15 protein-coding genes are annotated in these 16,462 nt (G+C 66.4%); 6 read left to right on the top strand and 9 right to left on the bottom strand.

The genetic code is table 11. From position 1 onward, the window contains the following. Window positions 1-16: 16 nt before the first annotated feature. From R2N16_RS13240 to R2N16_RS13225, 4 genes are all read right to left on the bottom strand, one after another. A complete protein-coding gene (locus R2N16_RS13240; protein WP_316666182.1) occupies window positions 17-1,045 on the bottom strand; it encodes a Rieske 2Fe-2S domain-containing protein in 1,029 nt (342 codons plus the stop codon). After that, on the bottom strand, window positions 1,042-2,181 hold the full coding sequence (locus R2N16_RS13235; protein WP_316666181.1) for a GNAT family N-acetyltransferase: 1,140 nt from the start codon (window positions 2,179-2,181) through the stop codon (window positions 1,042-1,044). Before R2N16_RS13235 ends, R2N16_RS13240 begins: the two co-directional genes overlap by 4 nt. Further along, entirely contained in the window at window positions 2,178-3,335 is a 1,158-nt protein-coding gene (locus tag R2N16_RS13230) for an ATP-grasp domain-containing protein (protein WP_316666180.1), read from the bottom strand. The genes R2N16_RS13235 and R2N16_RS13230 overlap by 4 nt, the downstream gene beginning before the upstream one ends. Before the next feature lie 123 nt (window positions 3,336-3,458). Then, the gene (locus R2N16_RS13225; RefSeq protein WP_316666179.1) at window positions 3,459-5,261 is read right to left on the bottom strand and encodes a methyl-accepting chemotaxis protein; all 1,803 of its coding nucleotides are present in this window, start codon (window positions 5,259-5,261) and stop codon (window positions 3,459-3,461) included. A 222-nt stretch (window positions 5,262-5,483) separates the two neighbouring features. Between R2N16_RS13225 and R2N16_RS13220 the strand changes: the two genes are divergently transcribed. Beyond that, the gene (locus R2N16_RS13220; RefSeq protein ID WP_316666178.1) at window positions 5,484-5,921 is read left to right on the top strand and encodes a hypothetical protein; all 438 of its coding nucleotides are present in this window, start codon (window positions 5,484-5,486) and stop codon (window positions 5,919-5,921) included. Between the two features lie 99 nt (window positions 5,922-6,020). Continuing rightward, window positions 6,021-6,950, top strand: a complete 930-nt coding sequence (locus R2N16_RS13215) for a sterol desaturase family protein (RefSeq protein WP_316666177.1) — start codon at window positions 6,021-6,023, stop codon at window positions 6,948-6,950. Window positions 6,951-6,952: 2 nt separating this feature from the next. On the opposite strand, the gene R2N16_RS13210 is transcribed toward R2N16_RS13215, so the two are convergent. Continuing rightward, the gene (locus R2N16_RS13210; protein WP_316666176.1) at window positions 6,953-7,834 is read right to left on the bottom strand and encodes a LysR family transcriptional regulator; all 882 of its coding nucleotides are present in this window, start codon (window positions 7,832-7,834) and stop codon (window positions 6,953-6,955) included. Window positions 7,835-7,933: 99 nt separating this feature from the next. On the opposite strand from R2N16_RS13210, the gene gstA reads away from it, so the two are divergent. From gstA to R2N16_RS13195, 3 genes are all read left to right on the top strand, one after another. Beyond that, entirely contained in the window at window positions 7,934-8,563 is a 630-nt protein-coding gene (gene gstA, locus R2N16_RS13205) for a glutathione transferase GstA (protein ID WP_316666175.1), read from the top strand. Window positions 8,564-8,755: 192 nt separating this feature from the next. Beyond that, window positions 8,756-9,817, top strand: a complete 1,062-nt coding sequence (pstS, locus tag R2N16_RS13200) for a phosphate ABC transporter substrate-binding protein PstS (RefSeq protein ID WP_316666173.1) — start codon at window positions 8,756-8,758, stop codon at window positions 9,815-9,817. 172 nt (window positions 9,818-9,989) lie between these two features. Beyond that, window positions 9,990-10,193 carry a DUF3562 domain-containing protein gene (locus tag R2N16_RS13195; RefSeq protein ID WP_316666172.1) on the top strand — a complete coding sequence of 68 codons (204 nt, stop codon included), beginning with the start codon at window positions 9,990-9,992 and terminating at the stop codon, window positions 10,191-10,193. 13 nt (window positions 10,194-10,206) lie between these two features. On the opposite strand, the gene R2N16_RS13190 is transcribed toward R2N16_RS13195, so the two are convergent. The 3 genes from R2N16_RS13190 to R2N16_RS13180 form a co-directional block, all read right to left on the bottom strand. After that, window positions 10,207-11,154, bottom strand: a complete 948-nt coding sequence (locus R2N16_RS13190) for an alpha/beta hydrolase (RefSeq protein ID WP_316666170.1) — start codon at window positions 11,152-11,154, stop codon at window positions 10,207-10,209. A gap of 150 nt (window positions 11,155-11,304) precedes the next feature. Then, window positions 11,305-11,766, bottom strand: a complete 462-nt coding sequence (locus tag R2N16_RS13185) for a CoA-binding protein (protein ID WP_316666168.1) — start codon at window positions 11,764-11,766, stop codon at window positions 11,305-11,307. Between the two features lie 20 nt (window positions 11,767-11,786). Continuing rightward, a complete protein-coding gene (locus tag R2N16_RS13180) occupies window positions 11,787-12,929 on the bottom strand; it encodes an RsiV family protein (protein ID WP_316666167.1) in 1,143 nt (380 codons plus the stop codon). Window positions 12,930-13,540: 611 nt separating this feature from the next. On the opposite strand from R2N16_RS13180, the gene R2N16_RS13175 reads away from it, so the two are divergent. Continuing rightward, entirely contained in the window at window positions 13,541-15,889 is a 2,349-nt protein-coding gene (locus R2N16_RS13175) for a DUF6600 domain-containing protein (RefSeq protein WP_316666166.1), read from the top strand. Window positions 15,890-15,987: 98 nt separating this feature from the next. Here the strand turns inward: R2N16_RS13175 and R2N16_RS13170 are convergent, their stop codons facing one another. Continuing rightward, the gene (locus R2N16_RS13170) at window positions 15,988-16,404 is read right to left on the bottom strand and encodes a F0F1 ATP synthase subunit epsilon (RefSeq protein WP_009239559.1); all 417 of its coding nucleotides are present in this window, start codon (window positions 16,402-16,404) and stop codon (window positions 15,988-15,990) included. Between the last annotated feature and the right edge of the window lie 58 nt (window positions 16,405-16,462).

The raw sequence follows: 16,462 nt of genomic DNA, 5'->3' as shown, positions 1-16,462 counted from the left end.
CAGGCGGCGGGCAGCGCTACACCCACATCTGCATCACCCACTCACCTGGCTCCACGGGCGTTCCGTTCGGCATCCACACCGCGTCCAGCATCGGCCGCACGAGATCGAGTTCGGTAGAAATGCCATCGTGCCGGCCAAAGCGCGCGCTGTTGGCGGCCTGCGCTTCAACCACGCGGCGGTCCTGCTCTGCCACGCGGTGCAGGAACGGCCACACGAACCACCGCACAGCCCAGGCCGGCGCCCAGCGGTTTTCCACATGCAGCGTCGCAAACAGACGCGTGCGCAGGTCGTTTTCGGGCGTGAAATGCAACGTGAAGTACAGCGCGCTGCCATTGGCGTAGCGGTATTCAAGCTGCGCGGTCGCGGGTGTGGCGATACCGAAATGCGCACGCTCCATCGTGCGTGGCGACTCGAACAGGCGGTACAGCAAACCGCTTTGCTGCGCCTGACCGGTGTAGTCCACCTGCAAGCCATCTGCCGATTGGGTGACGATCACCGTCATCGGCTGGCGTGCGCCATGGCTGCGCACGAGGCCTGGGTGGACGAGATGCGTGTGCAGCGGGTCGAGAAAATTCTCCAGCGCGTCGGCCGGGCGGGCCTGCCACAACGTGCTCCACAGAAAACGGCGGCTGCCGGCCGGCAAGCGATTCAGGAATTCGGGCAATGCGGCAGGGGCAGCTTCCCCTGGCGGCCGTGCGCTCATCCAGATCAGCCCGTCGTGTTCGAAGACCTGCCACACGTTCGCTTGCACCGCGGGCACAGCGGCGCTCGGGCACATGCCCGGCATGGCAGTGCAGCGGCCGTCGGCGCCGAACGTCCAGCCGTGGTACCTGCACCGCAGTGTCTCGCCCACAAGCTGGCCGTCGGACAACGGCACATGCCGATGCGGGCAGCGATCATCAAGCGCAAGCAGGCCGCCCGAGGGCAAGCGCGCCAGCACCACCGCGCGGCCAAAGACGGTCACGCGCATCGGCTTGTCGCACAGGCGATGCGCCTCGGCGACGGGGTACCAACCGCGCAGCAGCGTGGAGTTCCAGGCAGTCATAACTGAAAGCGTTGCATGATCGGCACGCCGATCCGGGTGGTGAGGGTGCGCAGCACGGCCATGGCGCGGCGCGTGGCGGTCGGCAGATGTCCGCAGTACACGGCGCTCATCTCGATGGCGGGCACGCCGCCGCGCAAGCGCTTGAAATGTGCCGCGCCAGCGCTCAGGTTCAGCTCGGCGTCGCGCGTGATCGTCAGGCGCAACACGTGCGCCATCAGCAGGCGATACAGCGCCGCCTGCTGCGGCCACGTCGTGTCGTATCCGACGAGGGGCGCGGTCAACAACGGCCCCTGCCCAAACACGCCGACCACCGCGCGCAGCACGCCCTGCGCATCCCGAAAGCCCGCGCATTCGAGCAGCCCTGCCGCATGCCACGCGCGAACAAACGCTGCCGTATAGCGCGGGTTCAGCGCGGAATACTTGTCGAGATAAAGCTGCGCATACAGCCGCTCGGCCTGGGCAAAGTCGGCATCGGTAAAGGCGTCGTGCGGCACGAACGTCAGCGGGGTCGCTTCGAGCAGCTTGAGGTCCCGCCGCAGATCACGACGCAGCTCCGACATGCGCGACGCACGCTGCAGGTGCTGGAACAGATACACCTGCCGCGTGGGAATCAGGTCGAAGCCGGCGCCGTGCGCCGCACGCAACCACGCGGCGTGCTGCGTCGTGTTGAGCGAGCGCAGCCAGATCGCGCGATCAGGCCAACGCTCGCGGCACGTGCGCACCAGCGCATCAAGATCAACCTCCGCTGCCGACGGATACAGGTTCGTACTGACCAGCCAGTTGTTGACGGCCACCGCGCGATCCAGTTGCGCATGCCGCATCCACGCATCGGCCACGCCGATTGCGCCGCGCAGGAGCGGCCGCAGCACGCGCGGCATCAGGCGTTCGGATTCTTCCGCCGCATAGCGGCCATACGTGGTGATGGGCGAGCAGACCCAGGCGTTCCCGTCATGACCGGCGCCATCCTCACTGCCGTTGATGGTCACCGGCAGCGGCAAACCGCCGGCCTCCACCACGTCGACCTGCGTCACCAGATTGGCGACGAACGGCTGCGACGCCTGCCCGCGATGCACGTGCAGGAAGGCGCTCGCCTTGTCGGCAAAGCACGCACGCGGCACCGTGCCGGGGGCATTCATGCCTCGGGCAGCTCCTGGCCGTCCCACTCGATGTCTTGCGTGGCAGCTTCGCGCATGTTGCAACGCTGGGCGATCGCCATGCGCGCATAGGCCGCGAGATCGCGCACGCCGCCCCACAGCGGACCGCGGTCGCCCGGCGTGGCGATGACGTCGGTGGCGGCGCGCCAGTCTTGGCGCCATTGGCGCAGCGTGCCGTGGCGCACCGCATCGAACAGCCCCGCCGATGCCATTACCGCAGCCGCCATGCGCGGCACACCCGGCGACGGTTCGATGCAGCCGTCGAGCGTACCGGCCAGGGCGGCGGGCAATGCATCGTCGAGGCCAAACAGGTGGCAGCCGCTGGTCGCGCGCGGGTTGCATTCGAGCGGGCTCACGCGGCCATCGGCCTGCTGGATCCAGTCGAACGAGAGCTGCCCCGTAAAGTCGAGCTTGCGCGCGAAGTTGGCGACGAAGTTGCGCACGGCATCGATGCGCGCGGGCGCGAAGTAGAAGCTCGCGCTGGTCGACATGCGCCAGTCCGGGCGATACAGCGCGTGCGCCACAAGCCTGCCGCGATCGGCCACGCTGTACGAGCAGAACTCCTGCCCCGCCACCCAGGTCTGTACCACCCACATGCCCAGATCAGCCAGCGGCGGCGCATTGCCGGGGATGCCGTTGCGATACAGGCGCACATGCACGCCAAAGCGCGAGAACTCCGGCTTGAGCACCACCGGCCGCCCTGCTGCCCAGGCGCGCGCTTCATCCAAGGTGCGCACCCGCGCAGAGACCGGCACATCGGCGCCGCACGCCTGCGCAAGTTCAAGGAACTGCCATTTGCTGTGCACGGCGCGCAGCTTGTCGAAGTCTTCGGCCAGTACGCGCACGTGACTCGGCAAATGATGCCGATAGCGCGATACGAAGAAGACTTCCTCGCACGTCGGCACCACCAGATCGATGGCCTGCTCACGCACGATGCGTGCGAGCCCCGCCGCGAACTGCGCCGGGGCATGGCGGGGCGATGCCATGCGAAAGGTGGCCGCAACCGCCTTGGAGGCGCCGCTGATCTGGCACGGAATGCTGTCGGCAATGCAGACCGTCCACCCCTGGTGGGCAAAGCGGCGGGCGTGGTCGAGCGCCACCGGCGCGCGGCCACCGAGGATCAGCACATTGGGCATACAGGCGGAGCGTTGAGGTCAGGCAACGTCCGCCGAAGGCGAGAGGCGCAGGGAACGTTGCCGGGGCTCCATTCTAGGCAAAGGAGCACCCGGCCCGGGCGCGTTGAAGAGGGGTACGGCGCGTCAGACGTTGCGCAGCTTGAACAGCCCAACCGTGCGTGCCAGGCCGTGCGCTTGCTCGTTGAGCATCGACGATGCGGCCGTCGACTGCTCCACCAGCGCCGCGTTCTGCTGCGTGGCTTGGTCCATCTCGGCGACGCTGCGATCGATCTGGCTGATACCGGTGCTCTGCTCGTGCATCGCGCCGTCGATCTCGCCGATGATGCGCGCGACACGCTCGATGCCCTGCACGATCTCCTGCATCGTTGCGCCGGCAGCCTGCACGCGCTGCGCGCCGGTCTTCACGCTGGCTTCCGATGCCTGGATCAGATCTTTGATCTCGCGCGCGGCCGTGGCGCTGCGTTGCGCCAACGTGCGCACCTCGCCGGCCACCACGGCAAAGCCGCGGCCGTTCTCGCCGGCGCGGGCGGCCTCCACCGCTGCATTCAGCGCAAGGATGTTGGTCTGGAACGCAATGCTGTCGATCACGCCGATGATCTCGGTAATGCGCGCCGACGACTTGGCGATCTCGTCCATCGTGCTGACAGCGCTCGAGACCACCTCGCCGCCGCGCGTGGCGGCATTGCTGGCGTCGCTGGCCAGGCGCGTGGCCTGCACCGCCGCATCGGCGGAATTCTTGACGCTGGTCGTCAGCTCGGTCAACGCGGCGGAGGTTTCCTGCAGGTTGCTTGCCGAGACCTCGGTGCGGTTGGAAAGATCGCGGTTGCCCGCTTCGATCTCGCCGGTGGCGGACTTCATGCTGTCGACGCTGGCGCGCACTTCCAGCAGCACTTCGCCAATCTTGTCGATGAACGTGTTGAACGACGCGCTGATCTGCGCGACTTCATCGTTACCGACCACGGGCAGACGATGCGTCAGGTCACCACCGCCGGAGCCGATGGTGTCCATCGCATCGCGCACCTGCGACAGGCGGCGGAACGATTGCGAGGTGAAGAACGCGGCGATGCCCACGGCAGCCAGCGTCAGCAGCACCATGGCCACGGCCAGCGCACGCACGACGTTGCGCAAACCGGCGGTTGCCTCGGCCTTGTCCAGCGCGATGACGAGATACCAGTCGGTGCCCTGCACGGCCTGCGCCTTGAGCAGCTTCGGCGCGCCGGCCAGTTCGACCTCCAGCGGTGACGTGGCCTTGGCCAAATTGGCGAGCGTATCGACGGTGAGCGACGGCGCAACGTCGGTGGCCGGCTTGAGCATCAGTTTTGCGTCCGGGTGGGCAATCACCTGGCCATCTTTGGCGACCACGAAGGCGAGGCTGGACGGCGTCGGGTGGACCGCTGCCACCACCTCGCGCACGCCATCGAGCGGCACGGCGCCGGACAGCGCACCGGTGGTTTCACCGTTCTTGACGAGCGGCGCGGCAAACGACACGTAGGGCACGCCGGTCGACACATCGCCGTAAGGCTTGGTGACGAGCAGTTGGCCTGCGGCGAGGGCCTGCTTGTACCAGGGGCGCGCGGTCGGGTCGTAATCCTTGGGCGTGGTGGCGCTGGTCGAGATGAAGCTCTTGTCTGTCCAGCCGATCGTGATGATGGGGAAGCCGTTCGCGTCGCCCATGTGCTTGCCGAAGCCTTGCGGGTCACCGTGCTCGATCACGCCGGCGGTGGCCTTCACGGCCTGTGCCTTGGCCGCGACCCACTTGTCGATGGCGAGCGTGTTGCCGCTGGCAACGGCGGCGAGGTTCTGGTCGATCGATTCCATCGTGTTGGAACGGACGATGGAATACGTGGCGGCGCCGGACAGCGCCAGGGCACCGATCACGGTGGCCGATGAGATGAGGAGAATTCGGGTGCGGAGAGAGGAGATCATGATTCTTCTGGGTCCAACGTTTTGCATGGATCTGACTGCGTACAGTGCTTGCCGCAGCGCCCTCCAGAACCGACCGCTGGCTGTCGGGGCCACCCAAGCAGCTACGGCACCTCACGGACGAACTTGAGCCGGCAAAACCCGTCCCCACGAAGGAATGGCTGATATAAAAGGAAATGCCTCATATGATTGCCCAGGCAATTCATTCCCTTGAAACCCAAGCCCATGCGCGACGCCCTTCACATCGACCCGGCTACCGGCGACATCCAGTTCGCCGGCATCCGCATCACGCCGCAAACAAGAGCCGATGCGCTGCCGGCACGCTTTGCAGTCGGGCCTGTGCGGTCCGTGAGCGTCGAGGGCAAAGACGTCCCCTGCCAATTTGCAACGGTGGCTGCGTTGGACGGCACCACGCCCGTGACCGTCAGCCTGCGGTTTGAAGCCGACGCGCTCGTCAGCGTATTCGTCGAGCTGGCGCAGCCGGTTTCGTACGACGACATCGATGTCGTGGAACAGCATCACCGCCGCTGGATGGCGAGCAAACTTGGCAAAGACCCGGGCGGCCTGACGCGCTATCCCTGGGGCAGTGCCGGTGTGGCGCAAGACAAGAGCGGCGGCGTGCACATTTTTCTGCACAACCGCAACAACACCTGGGGCCGTTGAACATGTTGTAAGACGCCCCGGCGTCGGTCCCGATTGCCGCCCTGGCACCCTTTGCAGTACCGTCGCTGGCATTCCCTACGGAGCCGGGAGCCCTGCGCCATGGCCGTGCTGTTCACCATCCTGAAGATTGCGGTCGTGCTCGTGCTGGTGTCGTCACTGGCCGAGGCGATCGTGCTGTCACTAAGACACGGTTGGGCCAACTACGACTGGAAGGCCGCCGGCGTGTCGGTGGTGGATTTCCTGGTACGCGAGTACCCACTACGCTGGCTGCTGCCGCTGGCGTTCTGGACGCAGGGCCTCGAATGGGTCTACCAGCATCGTCTCTGGACCCTGCCGATGGACCACTGGACGGGCTGGGCCGCGTGCTTTCTGGGTCAGGAGCTCTGCTATTACTGGTACCACCGCGCCGCGCACCGCGTACGCTGGTTCTGGTGCACGCACGCCATCCATCACTCCCCGAATGACCTGAACCTCTCGGCCGCCTACCGCTTCGGCTGGACGGGCCGGTTGACCGGCACGCTCGCCTTCTTTGCCCTCGCGCCGCTGCTGGGCATGCCGCCGCGCATCGTGTTGATGCTGCTGTCGCTCAATCTGCTCTACCAGTTCTGGATTCACGCCACGTGGATCCCGCGCCTCGGCCCGCTGGAATGGGTACTGAACACGCCCTCGGCACACCGCGTGCATCACGCATCCAACCTCGAATACCTCGACGGCAACTACGGCGGCGTGCTGATCGTGTTCGACCGGCTGTTCGGCACCTACATCCCCGAACGCAAAGACGTGCCCTGCCGCTACGGCCTCGTGCACCCGATGCGCACGTACAACCTGCTGGTGATTGAATTCGCGCATTGGCGCGGGCTGTGGCAAGACCTGAAGACCGCCCGCTCGGCCGGCGAAGTTTTGGGTTACCTGTTCTGCCCGCCAGGCTGGCGGCCCGATGGCAATGGCGAAACGACCGAAGATTTGCGCCGCCGTGCTGCGCTCATTCCCGACAAGCAACCGGTCGCCCCGGCCGTCGCTGCCCATTGAAACTACGGCAAACGCAGCGTCTGCGCCAAGTGCCCATACACCACCGCGATCCGCCGCAGATGGCGCGATTCCGGATGCGTCAGCAACCATAGCTCCGATGGATTGGCATCCTGCAGATCGCGCAGCGCCACCAGATCGCTGCGCGCCTGCGCCATCACCACGGGCAGAATCCCGACGCCCATGCCCATCCCCACCATTTCGGCCGCGATCTGCAGGCTGTTGACGAAGTAGGTCGGCATGACCTTGGGGAAATGCCGTTTGCGCCAGCTGACCGACGGATGCTCCGGAATCGCATCATCAATTGCGAGCCACGGCGTGCGGCCGGCTTCGACATCGGCGTAGGTGATGCCGCTCGTGCGCCCGGCATACAGCCCCACGCGAATCGACCCGATGTGCTTGCCCACCAGATGCTGCGGCGGACGACGCGTGGCCCGCACGGCAATGTCGGCATCGCGCCGGGTCAGGCTGGCCAGCTCGTTGCTCACACGGAGGTCGTAGTCCAGGTTCGGATGCTGAGCGTGCAGCACCTTCAACGCGGGCGCGACCAGGCCGACGAGAATTGTGTCGGTGGTCGTGATGCGCACCGTGCCCGACACCTGATCCGGCGCCGCATGCACCGCCGATCGCGCGGCCTCTAGCGCCGACTCCACCTGCTCGGCCTGTTCCGCCAGGGCCTGCGCCAGGTCCCCTGCCAGATAGCCTGTACGCGAGCGCGCAAACAGGGTTGCCCCGAGCCCCCGCTCGATGCGCTGCAACGACCGGAACACGGTGGAGGCATCCACGCCAAGCCGTTCGCCCGCTGCCGCCAGCGTGCCCGTGCGCACCATCGCCAGCACGATCTCGAGGTCTGCTGCGCTCAATTTGTATTGCGTCTGCGCAATCATGATTTGCTGTCCTGCCTATTTCATTGGCACTGACGCAATCCTACAGTGTCATCACCGCCGCCGTTGGCGGCTTCCCAACCCGTTCACGAGACTACGACCATGAAGCTCTACTACTCCGCCGGCGCCTGCTCGCTGGCCGTGCATATCGCCTTGCGCGAGGTGGGTGCGCAGTTTGACCTGACCGCCGTCGACCTTGCCAAGCACATCACCGCCGACGGCACGGATTTCTACACGATCTCGCCGCGCGGTTACGTGCCGCTGCTGGAACTGGCCGACGGCTCGCGCCACACCGAAGCCGCCGCGCTGCTGCAATACGTGGCCGACCTCGACCCGACGCAAGCGCTGATCGGCAAGCCCGGCAGCGCGCACCGCATGGCCGTGATCGAATGGCTCACCTTCGTCAGCACCGAGCTGCACAAGGGCTTCGGCCCGCTCTGGTACAAGGAAACGCCCGAAGCCACACGCCAGGGTGCCAAGGACAAGCTCGCCAAGCGCTTTGCCGAACTCGATGCCCGCCTCGCCAAACAGCCGCACCTGGCCGACACCTACAGCGTGGCCGACGCCTATGCCTTTGCGGTGCTGAACTGGACGAACTTCCTGGCGCTGCCGATGGGGGCGTACTCGCATGTGCAGGCGTATATGGCACGGGTGGGTGCGCGACCGCAGGTCCAGGCGGCTTTGATGGCGGAGGGGTTGATCAAGGCCGACGCGGCCAGCACCGTCGCCTGATCGGTGTTCAAGGATCGGCGGGCACTAAACAAAACCGCCGATCCCACCCCCTACTCCGCCCAACGTTTGCGGAACGTCTTACAACAGATCCCCATGTTGTGGATGGGCTCAATCCGGGCCGCACGCCGTCCTGTCATAGGCGCATCGCTACAATCGCACCCTTTGCGTCTTCTGCAGTCCGCAGGTCTCCCCATGTTCAAGCACGTTGTTCTCGCCCTGGCCGTTGCGGCCGCGGGCTTGCCGGTTCTCGCTCGCGCGGAGGTGCGCGGCGCAGGGTCAACCGCCGCTGCGCCGGTCTATCGCGTCTGGTCAGCGGGGTACGCCGCGTCGTCGGGCGTGGCGCTCAACTATGACGCGGTGGGTTCGGGGGAAGGCCTGAAGCGCATTCGCGCGGGCGCGGTGGATTTTGGCGCGTCCGACGTGCCGCTCTCCAGCGCGGAGGCAGCCAAGGCGGGCCTCGTCTGCGTGCCGTCGGTGGTAACGGGTGCGGTGCCGTTTGTGAACGTGCCGGGTGTGCCGCGCGGTCAACTCAAGCTGACGGGCGAGCTACTGGCCCAGATCTTCCTCGGCAAGGTCGAGAGTTGGGATGCGCCCGAGCTGCGCGCGCTGAACCCGGGCATGACGTTGCCCAAGCTCAAGATCCATCCTGTCGTACGCTCCGACAGCTCAGGCACGACGTACCACTTCACCGACTACCTGAGCGCCATCAGTGCCGACTGGAAAAGCGCTTACGGCACCAAGTCGACCATCAACTGGCCCGCCGGCTTCACAGCCGCCAAGGGCAGCGGCGAAGTGGTCAAAGCGGTGCAGGCCACGCCCGGCGCCATCGGTTATGTCGACTACAACTACATCCTCGACAACGATCTGAGCGGCGTGCAGTTGCGCAACGCGGCAGGCCGCTTTGTCAGCGCGCAGGTAAGCGGCTTCCGTGAAGCCGTGATGCAGAGCGCGTGGAACCGCAAGGGCGATTTCACCGCGCCGTTGGTCAACCTGCCGGGTGCAGAGACGTGGCCCATCACCATGGGCACCTTCATCGTCGTGCCGGCGGTCAGCGCATCGGGCGCGCGCACGCTGGCCGCGCTCAAATTTCTGACGTGGGGTTACTTTCACGGCGACGAACTGGCCGCGCGTGCGAAGTTCGTGCCGCTGCCCGAGCGCGTGCAGGCGATTGCGTATCGTGAACTGGCGCGTGTGACAGATACGTCGGGCGCCGCCATCGGCTTGCAGAGCATGCCTGCGAACTGGGGCAAGTGACCCTTGCCGGTGCAGTCTTTGCACCGGCAACAGCACCGTTTTGATGCCGCGCAGGCCGCCCGCTGAAAGCTTTGCAACAAGGCTGGATTGTTCGGGGGCGTTTCCTATAGTGGTCACTCGCTGCGCAAGTCAGCCCCGCGCGTCACTGCCAAAGCAACGACGGGAAGGAAACATGGGTACCGCCATCGCAGACCAGGACGAGCAAATCCACCAAATCGCACACGACACCGGCGCACCGGCCGATCTCGTTCGCGAGCAGTACATACAGACAATGCGCACATTGGCCGCCGACGCCAGCGTGCACGACTATCTCTCGCTGTTTGTCACGCGCCGGGTGCTTGCCGCGTTCCGTCCGCGCGGCACGCCGACGCGTTAGCCCCGCGCCCTGCTTATTCCTCGCTGATCATTCCGACGAATGCGTGCGCCGCGCGGCGCATCCATTCGCGTGCGCGCTCGGCCTCGAACTGAATGCGCGCAAAGGCGTGCGTCATGCCCGAGGCTTCGATGGTGATGACCTGCGCGCCATGCTGCACGAGGTAGTCGGCGTATTGCAGGCCGTCGTCACGCAGCACGTCGTGCGCCGCCACGATGACGACGGTGTCGGGCGGCGTATATGCCGGCGCGCTTGCCATCAGGAAGATGCGCGCATCCTGCTCGGCGAGTGGCTTGGCGAGGGCCTGTGCACCGATGTATTTCTCCCAGTACCAGCGCATTTCATCGCGCGTGAGGCCGGGGCCTTGCGCAAATGCGTTGTAGCTCTCGCTGCCAAAAGCCGGCGTGGTGACGGGGTACAGCAGGAACTGCGCGTTGACGAGGCCCGGGCGCATGCCCTGCGCGGCCTGCACCGCGAGATGTCCGCCCGCGCTATCGCCACCCACAGCCAGGAAATCCGGAGCGAAGTTGAGGTGCACGCGCTGCTCGGCCAGGTACGCGAGCGCGTCGCGTGCATCGTCGGCCGGAGTGGGAAACGCATGCTCGGGCGCGAGGCGGTAATCGACGCTCACAACGGCGCAGCCTGTGTCTTGCGCCACCAATGCGGCCAGCATGCGGTGCGTTGTGCGCGGGGCACCCACCACCCAGCCGCCACCATGAAACCACACCAGCAAACGCGGCGTTGCCACGCCCTTCGGACGAAAGACGATGGCGTCGAGCGTGCGCCCGGCAAGCGGCAAGCTGATGTCTGAAACGTCAACGCCATCGGGATCGGGGCGGTCAGATACCGCAGCAATCGCCTCGAAGCGCGCGCGCTGCGCACGTGCATCTTCGGGCGGCGGCAAGGCGCCGAATTGTTCGGCAACGCGTTGGTAGAACTGCAGGATTTGCGGATCGACGGCCATGATGTAAGCGGGATGCGATGACCGTCAGAGTGTAGCGCGCCGGGCCGGCTCAACCCGTTCGATGCGTAGAGACGTCGATCGGCGCAGGCAGCAGCGGAACGTGAGTCCCCCTGCGCCGCCGCATCTCTCACAAAGAATCGCGGCCGGAGTTCAATTGCGCTCGCCGATGCCGAGTCGCCAGTGCTCGATCTTCGTGCAGCGGTCTTGCACGGCCGGAATACCGGCGTTGCGTGCCACGGCCATCGCCTCGTCATTCACGATGCCGAGCTGCACCCAGATGCCGCCCACGCCCAGCGTCACGGCTTCCTGCACGACGGGCAGGACCTGTTCTGCGCGACGGAAGATATCGACCAGATCGATGCGCTGGCCGGCGGCGGCGAGCGTCGTCGCAGCTTCGGTGAGCGTGGCATAGCAGGGCTCGCCGAGCACGTCTTCGCCCGCGTGCTGCGGGTTGACGGGCACGATGCGATAGCCCGCCTGCTGCAGATAGCGCGCCACGTCATAGCTGGGCCGCGTGGTGCGCGGCGACAGCCCGACCACGGCGATGGTCTTGCCGGACAGCAGCCGGCGCATGGTGGCTTGCTCGTCGACGTAGGAAGGATTGGCGGACATGGTTGGCGATGCGAATGCAATCAGGTTGTGGGCCGCTTGCATGCGGCACCCAGGTCATCGACGCGCACGGCGGCACGGAACGCGCCCGACGAATACGGCCCCACCTCATACGGCCCGTAGTGCACGACGATGCGGTCACCTTGCAGCGTAAACGGAAACGCGGCGTTACGCAGATCCTTCTCCTTGAGCGCGCCGCGCGGCGCATCTGGGGCGCCTTCGCGCTTGAGTGCATCGACGATCTGCGTGTTGAAGCTCTGCAGGCAGGCCGATGTAGGGTTCAGCACATCGGCCAGGGCGATCGGCTGAAAGCCTTGCGCGCCGCGCCGCCAGTTGCCCGCCGTGAAGCTGTAGTTGCCGTGCGCGCCCCCGCTGTAGGCCCACACCATGCGCAAAAGGCTCACGGTGTCGCCCAGCCCGATGGCACTGATGCGGACGACGCATTCGGTGTCGTACTGGTCGCACTTACGAACGCGCAGCGATTGGACCAGCGCGTCGACGGCGGCGTCGCCCGTCACCGGATAGCGCTCCGTCAGCTTGGCCTGGCCGGAGGCGCCCGTGGCCTCCTGATAGCGCGCCACGCGCTTGAGCGTGAAGGGTTGACTGCGGCCACCGTCGCTCCAGGTGCCGGTGGCGGTGGCGCCGTCGGCCGAGAGCGCACCGGAGAGCGTGCCGCCCTCGCGCACGATGGGTTGGCCCGCGGCATCGAGCGCTTCTGCACGCTCGCGCCAGATGAATCGACGCTCGGGCGCATTGCGGCCTTCGATCGTCCAAAGGGCGCGGCCCTGGGGGCGGTCATCGTAGGCCTCGCCGGTGAGCGTGTCGGCCACCGCGTCCTTGTCTTTGTCCTGCTCTTTGAGTGGCGGGTCGTACACGTTGAGCCAGATGTTCCAGCCGAGGCTGTCCGCGCCCTTGCCCACTGTGCCCTGCCAGAAACTACCGGCAGGGCGCTCGTACTGCTCTTTCGTTTTTGCAAGCGCGGCGGTTGGCGCAGAAGCAACAGGTGTAGAGGCGGCCGGCGCACTCGTGGGCGTGGCAGGCGGAGCGGGGGCCTCTTCGGTACCGGCCTGTGCGGCCTCCACCCCGCCAAGTGACACCATCAAGGTAACAAAAACGCCCGTTGCCACCGACTTTTGCAACACGTGGTGCACTGCATGCCTTTGCATGCCTCCCTCCTATGAATTGGCCACCTCAGACTAGGGCATGCACCGCTGGCTCGCCCTTCTCCAAGCCCAGTCTGCCTAAGCGGAAAAGTGATGGGACTGTGCAGGTGCAGCAGGCGTTCCCTGCGCACCCCTTCCAGGCGCTTTCGGCTTCACGCCAAGCGGCTTTTGCAACGCTTGCATTCGATTGCAATCCGACACACTTTGTTACGCCTCAGCACCACCCCGTCACCCACAATGCCTTCGCACCCCAGCGTTTGTGTCCAATTGTTGTGCGCCAGATGAGGCGCCCGATGGCAATTCCGCCCGGCACGATGGCGACGACACAATCTCGGGCGCAAGGTTACCCCCTCCTTTCGAATTGACCCCTCGAAGGGATTTCCCGTCCGCGCGGTGCTCCCCGGCCCGCGCGCTTTTTTTTTTGTGTGCGCAATTCGCGCGCCTGCCCGCCTTCCTTCCCCCCTTGCGCAGCGCATGGGATCCGGCCGATCCGTCTGCCAGCTCGCGATCTCCGCGAAACACGCTCTTACAAAGCCAAGTCGACCCCTCGACGCCTGCCGCGTTAAATGGAGACATCCACGCGGCACAGGCCGCCATAAAAACGAGGGCTCGTCATGTCCAATGTTTCCCGTCGTTCTCCCCTATCCGGTGTACGGCTGCCGCATGTGTTGCGCGCGGTAGGTGTTGCCGCCGTGTTGCTCGTCTGCGGTGCGCAGGCTGCAATGGCCGCCGATCCGGCTTCGCGGGTGGCGCGGCTGTCGGACTTTTCCGGCACGGTGAGCTTTGCGCCCGCCGGTTCCGACGATTGGGCCGGCGCCTCGCTCAATCGCCCGTTCACCACCGGTGACCGCCTGTGGTCCGACCAGGGCAGCCACAGCGAGCTGCACGTCGGCTCCACGGCGCTGCGCCTGGGCCAGAACACCGGTGCCACGCTCGTCGACCTGGACGACCGCAACACGCAAGTGAAGCTCACGCAGGGCGCGCTGTCTGTCCGTGTGCGTTCGCTGCCGGCCGACCAGACCATCGAGATCGATACGCCAAACCTGGCGTTCACGCCGCAGGCACCGGGAGAATACCGTCTCGACGTCGCACCCGATGGCTCCAGCACGACCGTCACCGTGTGGCACGGCCAGGGCACGGCCTACGGCGATGACCGCTCCACCCCGCTGGGTGCCGGTCAGCAAATCCGCTTCGGTGGCACGGACCTCGCCGAGGCCGGCGGCACCGACAACCCCGGTCGCGACGCCTTCGATCGCTGGGCGGAGTCGCGCGATGCCCGCGAAGACGCTTCCGTGTCGGCCCGCTACGTCGGCCGCGAAATGACGGGCTATGAGGCCCTCGACGACAACGGCACATGGCGTGAAGAAGACGGCTACGGCGCCGTGTGGGTACCGCGCGCCGTGCCTGCCGGCTGGGCACCGTATCGCACGGGGCATTGGGCCTGGGTTGCGCCTTGGGGCTGGACGTGGGTCGATGACGCACCGTGGGGTTTTGCGCCCTTCCACTATGGCCGCTGGGCGTACGTCGGTACGACGTGGTGCTGGGTGCCCGGGCCAGTGGTACCGCGCCCGGTGTATGCGCCGGCACTCGTCGGTTTCGTCGGCGGCGGAGGTGGCGGCGGCGTGAGCTGGGGGATCAACATCTCGATCGGTTCGCCGGGTGTGGCATGGTTCCCGCTGGCGCCGGGCGAGGCATATCGCCCCGTGTATGCGGCCAGCCCGACGTACGTGACCAACATCAACCGCACGGTGGTGGTCAACAACGTCACGGTCAACAAGACCATCATCAACAACACCAACGTGACCAACGTTCGAAACGTGAACCGGGTCACGTACGTCAACGCCAACAACCCGGCCGCTCTGACGGCGGTGCCAGCCAAGACTTTCGTCAACGGCCAGCCGGTCGGCCCTGCCATGACGCACCTGCGGCCGGAACAATTGCGCGCACAGATGGCGCACGCACAGTTTGTATCAACGCCGGCGCTGGCACCGGTGCGCGCCAGCCTGGCGGGTGCGGCGGCCAACGGCGGGCCACATCAGTTGCCGCCACCGCAGGCGTTTGCCCGTCAGGCGATAGCGGTGCACGCACCCGCTGCGCCAGCAGGCGGACACGATGCGTTGGCAGAACGCTTCCGCTCACAAGGCGGTGCGCTTCCGGGCGCAGGCCCTGCATGGACGGGCGGCAACATGGGGCCCCGCGTGATGCCGGTGCGAGGTCAACCCAATACGGGGATGCCGCCCGCACCCGCGGCTGCGCAGGCAGCGGGGCTACGTTTGACGCGCGCCGCGCCCAATGCGCCCGCACACGCAGGTAGCGAGCCTGGCCGACCGCCGGAACAGCGCGGCCCGAATGGTCCGCAGGGGTTGATGGGCTCCCCGAACCCGCAGAGTGCACAAGCGCCCCATGGCGCCCAGCCCGGACCGGCTCCGCAGGGCCTGATGGCCCCGGGTTCGATCAATCGTCCACGCCCGCTGCCGGGTGCGGCCGCGCCGCAGGAGCGCCCAGGGCAACCGCAGGCTGTGCAGGCGCCGCAAGGCCCAGCCGGCATGACGACGCGCCCGCCGCAGCGCGAAGGCGCGCCCGGTACACCGCGTGACGAGCGCCGGGCTTTCGAGCCGCGTCCGCAACCTCAACCGCAGCGCGGTGGCCAGGAGCCGAATCGCTTCACCGGCAATCCGGCGCCGACCATGCAGGAGCGCCCGCGCAACGAGCCGCCGCAGATGCGCGCACGCCCCGAGCCTGAACAACGCCGGCCGGAACCGCACATGGAAGCCCCGCGTCCCGCACCGCAACCGCACGTTGAGATGCGCCCGCCGCAACCGCAGCCCCAACCGCGCCCGCCTGAAGCCCGTCCGCCGCAACCTCAACCGCAGGCACAGCCGCCTCGGCAGGAACACCACGAAGCCCAACCGCATCCGCAAGGCAATCGCGGTGAAGAAAAGCGCGAAGGTGAGCACCGCTGAGCCGGCTCCAGCCTGTTCTCAGGCGAAAAAAAAAGCAGCCCTTCGGGGCTGCTTTTTCGTCTGCGCCGGCCAATGACACCCGCCGGTACACACTTGCCTTAGCGCTTGCGACGCAGGCGCGCGATCGCTGCAAGCTGCGCAGCGGCCACGGCCAGTTCACCTTGCGCACGGGCCAGATCCAGGTCGCTGCTTTGGTTCTGCAGCGCCTCTTCGGCCGCACGCTTGGCTTCGTTCGCCTTGGCTTCGTCCAGGTCGTGACCGCGGATTGCGGTATCGGCCAGCACGGTCACCTTTTTCGGCTGCACTTCGAGAATGCCACCAGCAACGAACACGAACTCTTCGCCGCCGTCTTCCTTCTCGATGCGCACGGCGCCCGGCTTGATGCGCGTGATCAGCGGCGTGTGGCCGGGCAGAATGCCCAGCTCGCCGGCTTCACCGGGCAGCGCCACAAACTTGGCATTGCCGGAGAAGATCTCGTGCTCAGCGCTGACGACGTCTACATGAATGGTTGCCATCTCGATTCCTTTGCTCAGAAAAGCGGCTTCCTGAATGGGCTTCAGGAAGCCAGTACTG

The organism is Ralstonia psammae (assembly GCF_958405935.1).
Lineage (GTDB): Bacteria > Pseudomonadota > Gammaproteobacteria > Burkholderiales > Burkholderiaceae > Ralstonia > Ralstonia psammae.
This window is presented reverse-complemented; position numbering and strand designations above follow the sequence as displayed.

Coding starts and splice junctions, on each gene's coding strand:
- R2N16_RS13240 (WP_316666182.1), bottom strand. CDS start 1,045: ATGACTGCCTGGAACTCCACGCTGCTGCGCGGTTGGTACCCCGTCGCC.
- R2N16_RS13235 (WP_316666181.1), bottom strand. CDS start 2,181: ATGAATGCCCCCGGCACGGTGCCGCGTGCGTGCTTTGCCGACAAGGCG.
- R2N16_RS13230 (WP_316666180.1), bottom strand. CDS start 3,335: ATGCCCAATGTGCTGATCCTCGGTGGCCGCGCGCCGGTGGCGCTCGAC.
- R2N16_RS13225 (WP_316666179.1), bottom strand. CDS start 5,261: ATGATCTCCTCTCTCCGCACCCGAATTCTCCTCATCTCATCGGCCACC.
- R2N16_RS13220 (WP_316666178.1), top strand. CDS start 5,484: ATGCGCGACGCCCTTCACATCGACCCGGCTACCGGCGACATCCAGTTC.
- R2N16_RS13215 (WP_316666177.1), top strand. CDS start 6,021: ATGGCCGTGCTGTTCACCATCCTGAAGATTGCGGTCGTGCTCGTGCTG.
- R2N16_RS13210 (WP_316666176.1), bottom strand. CDS start 7,834: ATGATTGCGCAGACGCAATACAAATTGAGCGCAGCAGACCTCGAGATC.
- gstA (WP_316666175.1), top strand. CDS start 7,934: ATGAAGCTCTACTACTCCGCCGGCGCCTGCTCGCTGGCCGTGCATATC.
- pstS (WP_316666173.1), top strand. CDS start 8,756: ATGTTCAAGCACGTTGTTCTCGCCCTGGCCGTTGCGGCCGCGGGCTTG.
- R2N16_RS13195 (WP_316666172.1), top strand. CDS start 9,990: ATGGGTACCGCCATCGCAGACCAGGACGAGCAAATCCACCAAATCGCA.
- R2N16_RS13190 (WP_316666170.1), bottom strand. CDS start 11,154: ATGGCCGTCGATCCGCAAATCCTGCAGTTCTACCAACGCGTTGCCGAA.
- R2N16_RS13185 (WP_316666168.1), bottom strand. CDS start 11,766: ATGTCCGCCAATCCTTCCTACGTCGACGAGCAAGCCACCATGCGCCGG.
- R2N16_RS13180 (WP_316666167.1), bottom strand. CDS start 12,929: ATGCAAAGGCATGCAGTGCACCACGTGTTGCAAAAGTCGGTGGCAACG.
- R2N16_RS13175 (WP_316666166.1), top strand. CDS start 13,541: ATGTCCAATGTTTCCCGTCGTTCTCCCCTATCCGGTGTACGGCTGCCG.
- R2N16_RS13170 (WP_009239559.1), bottom strand. CDS start 16,404: ATGGCAACCATTCATGTAGACGTCGTCAGCGCTGAGCACGAGATCTTC.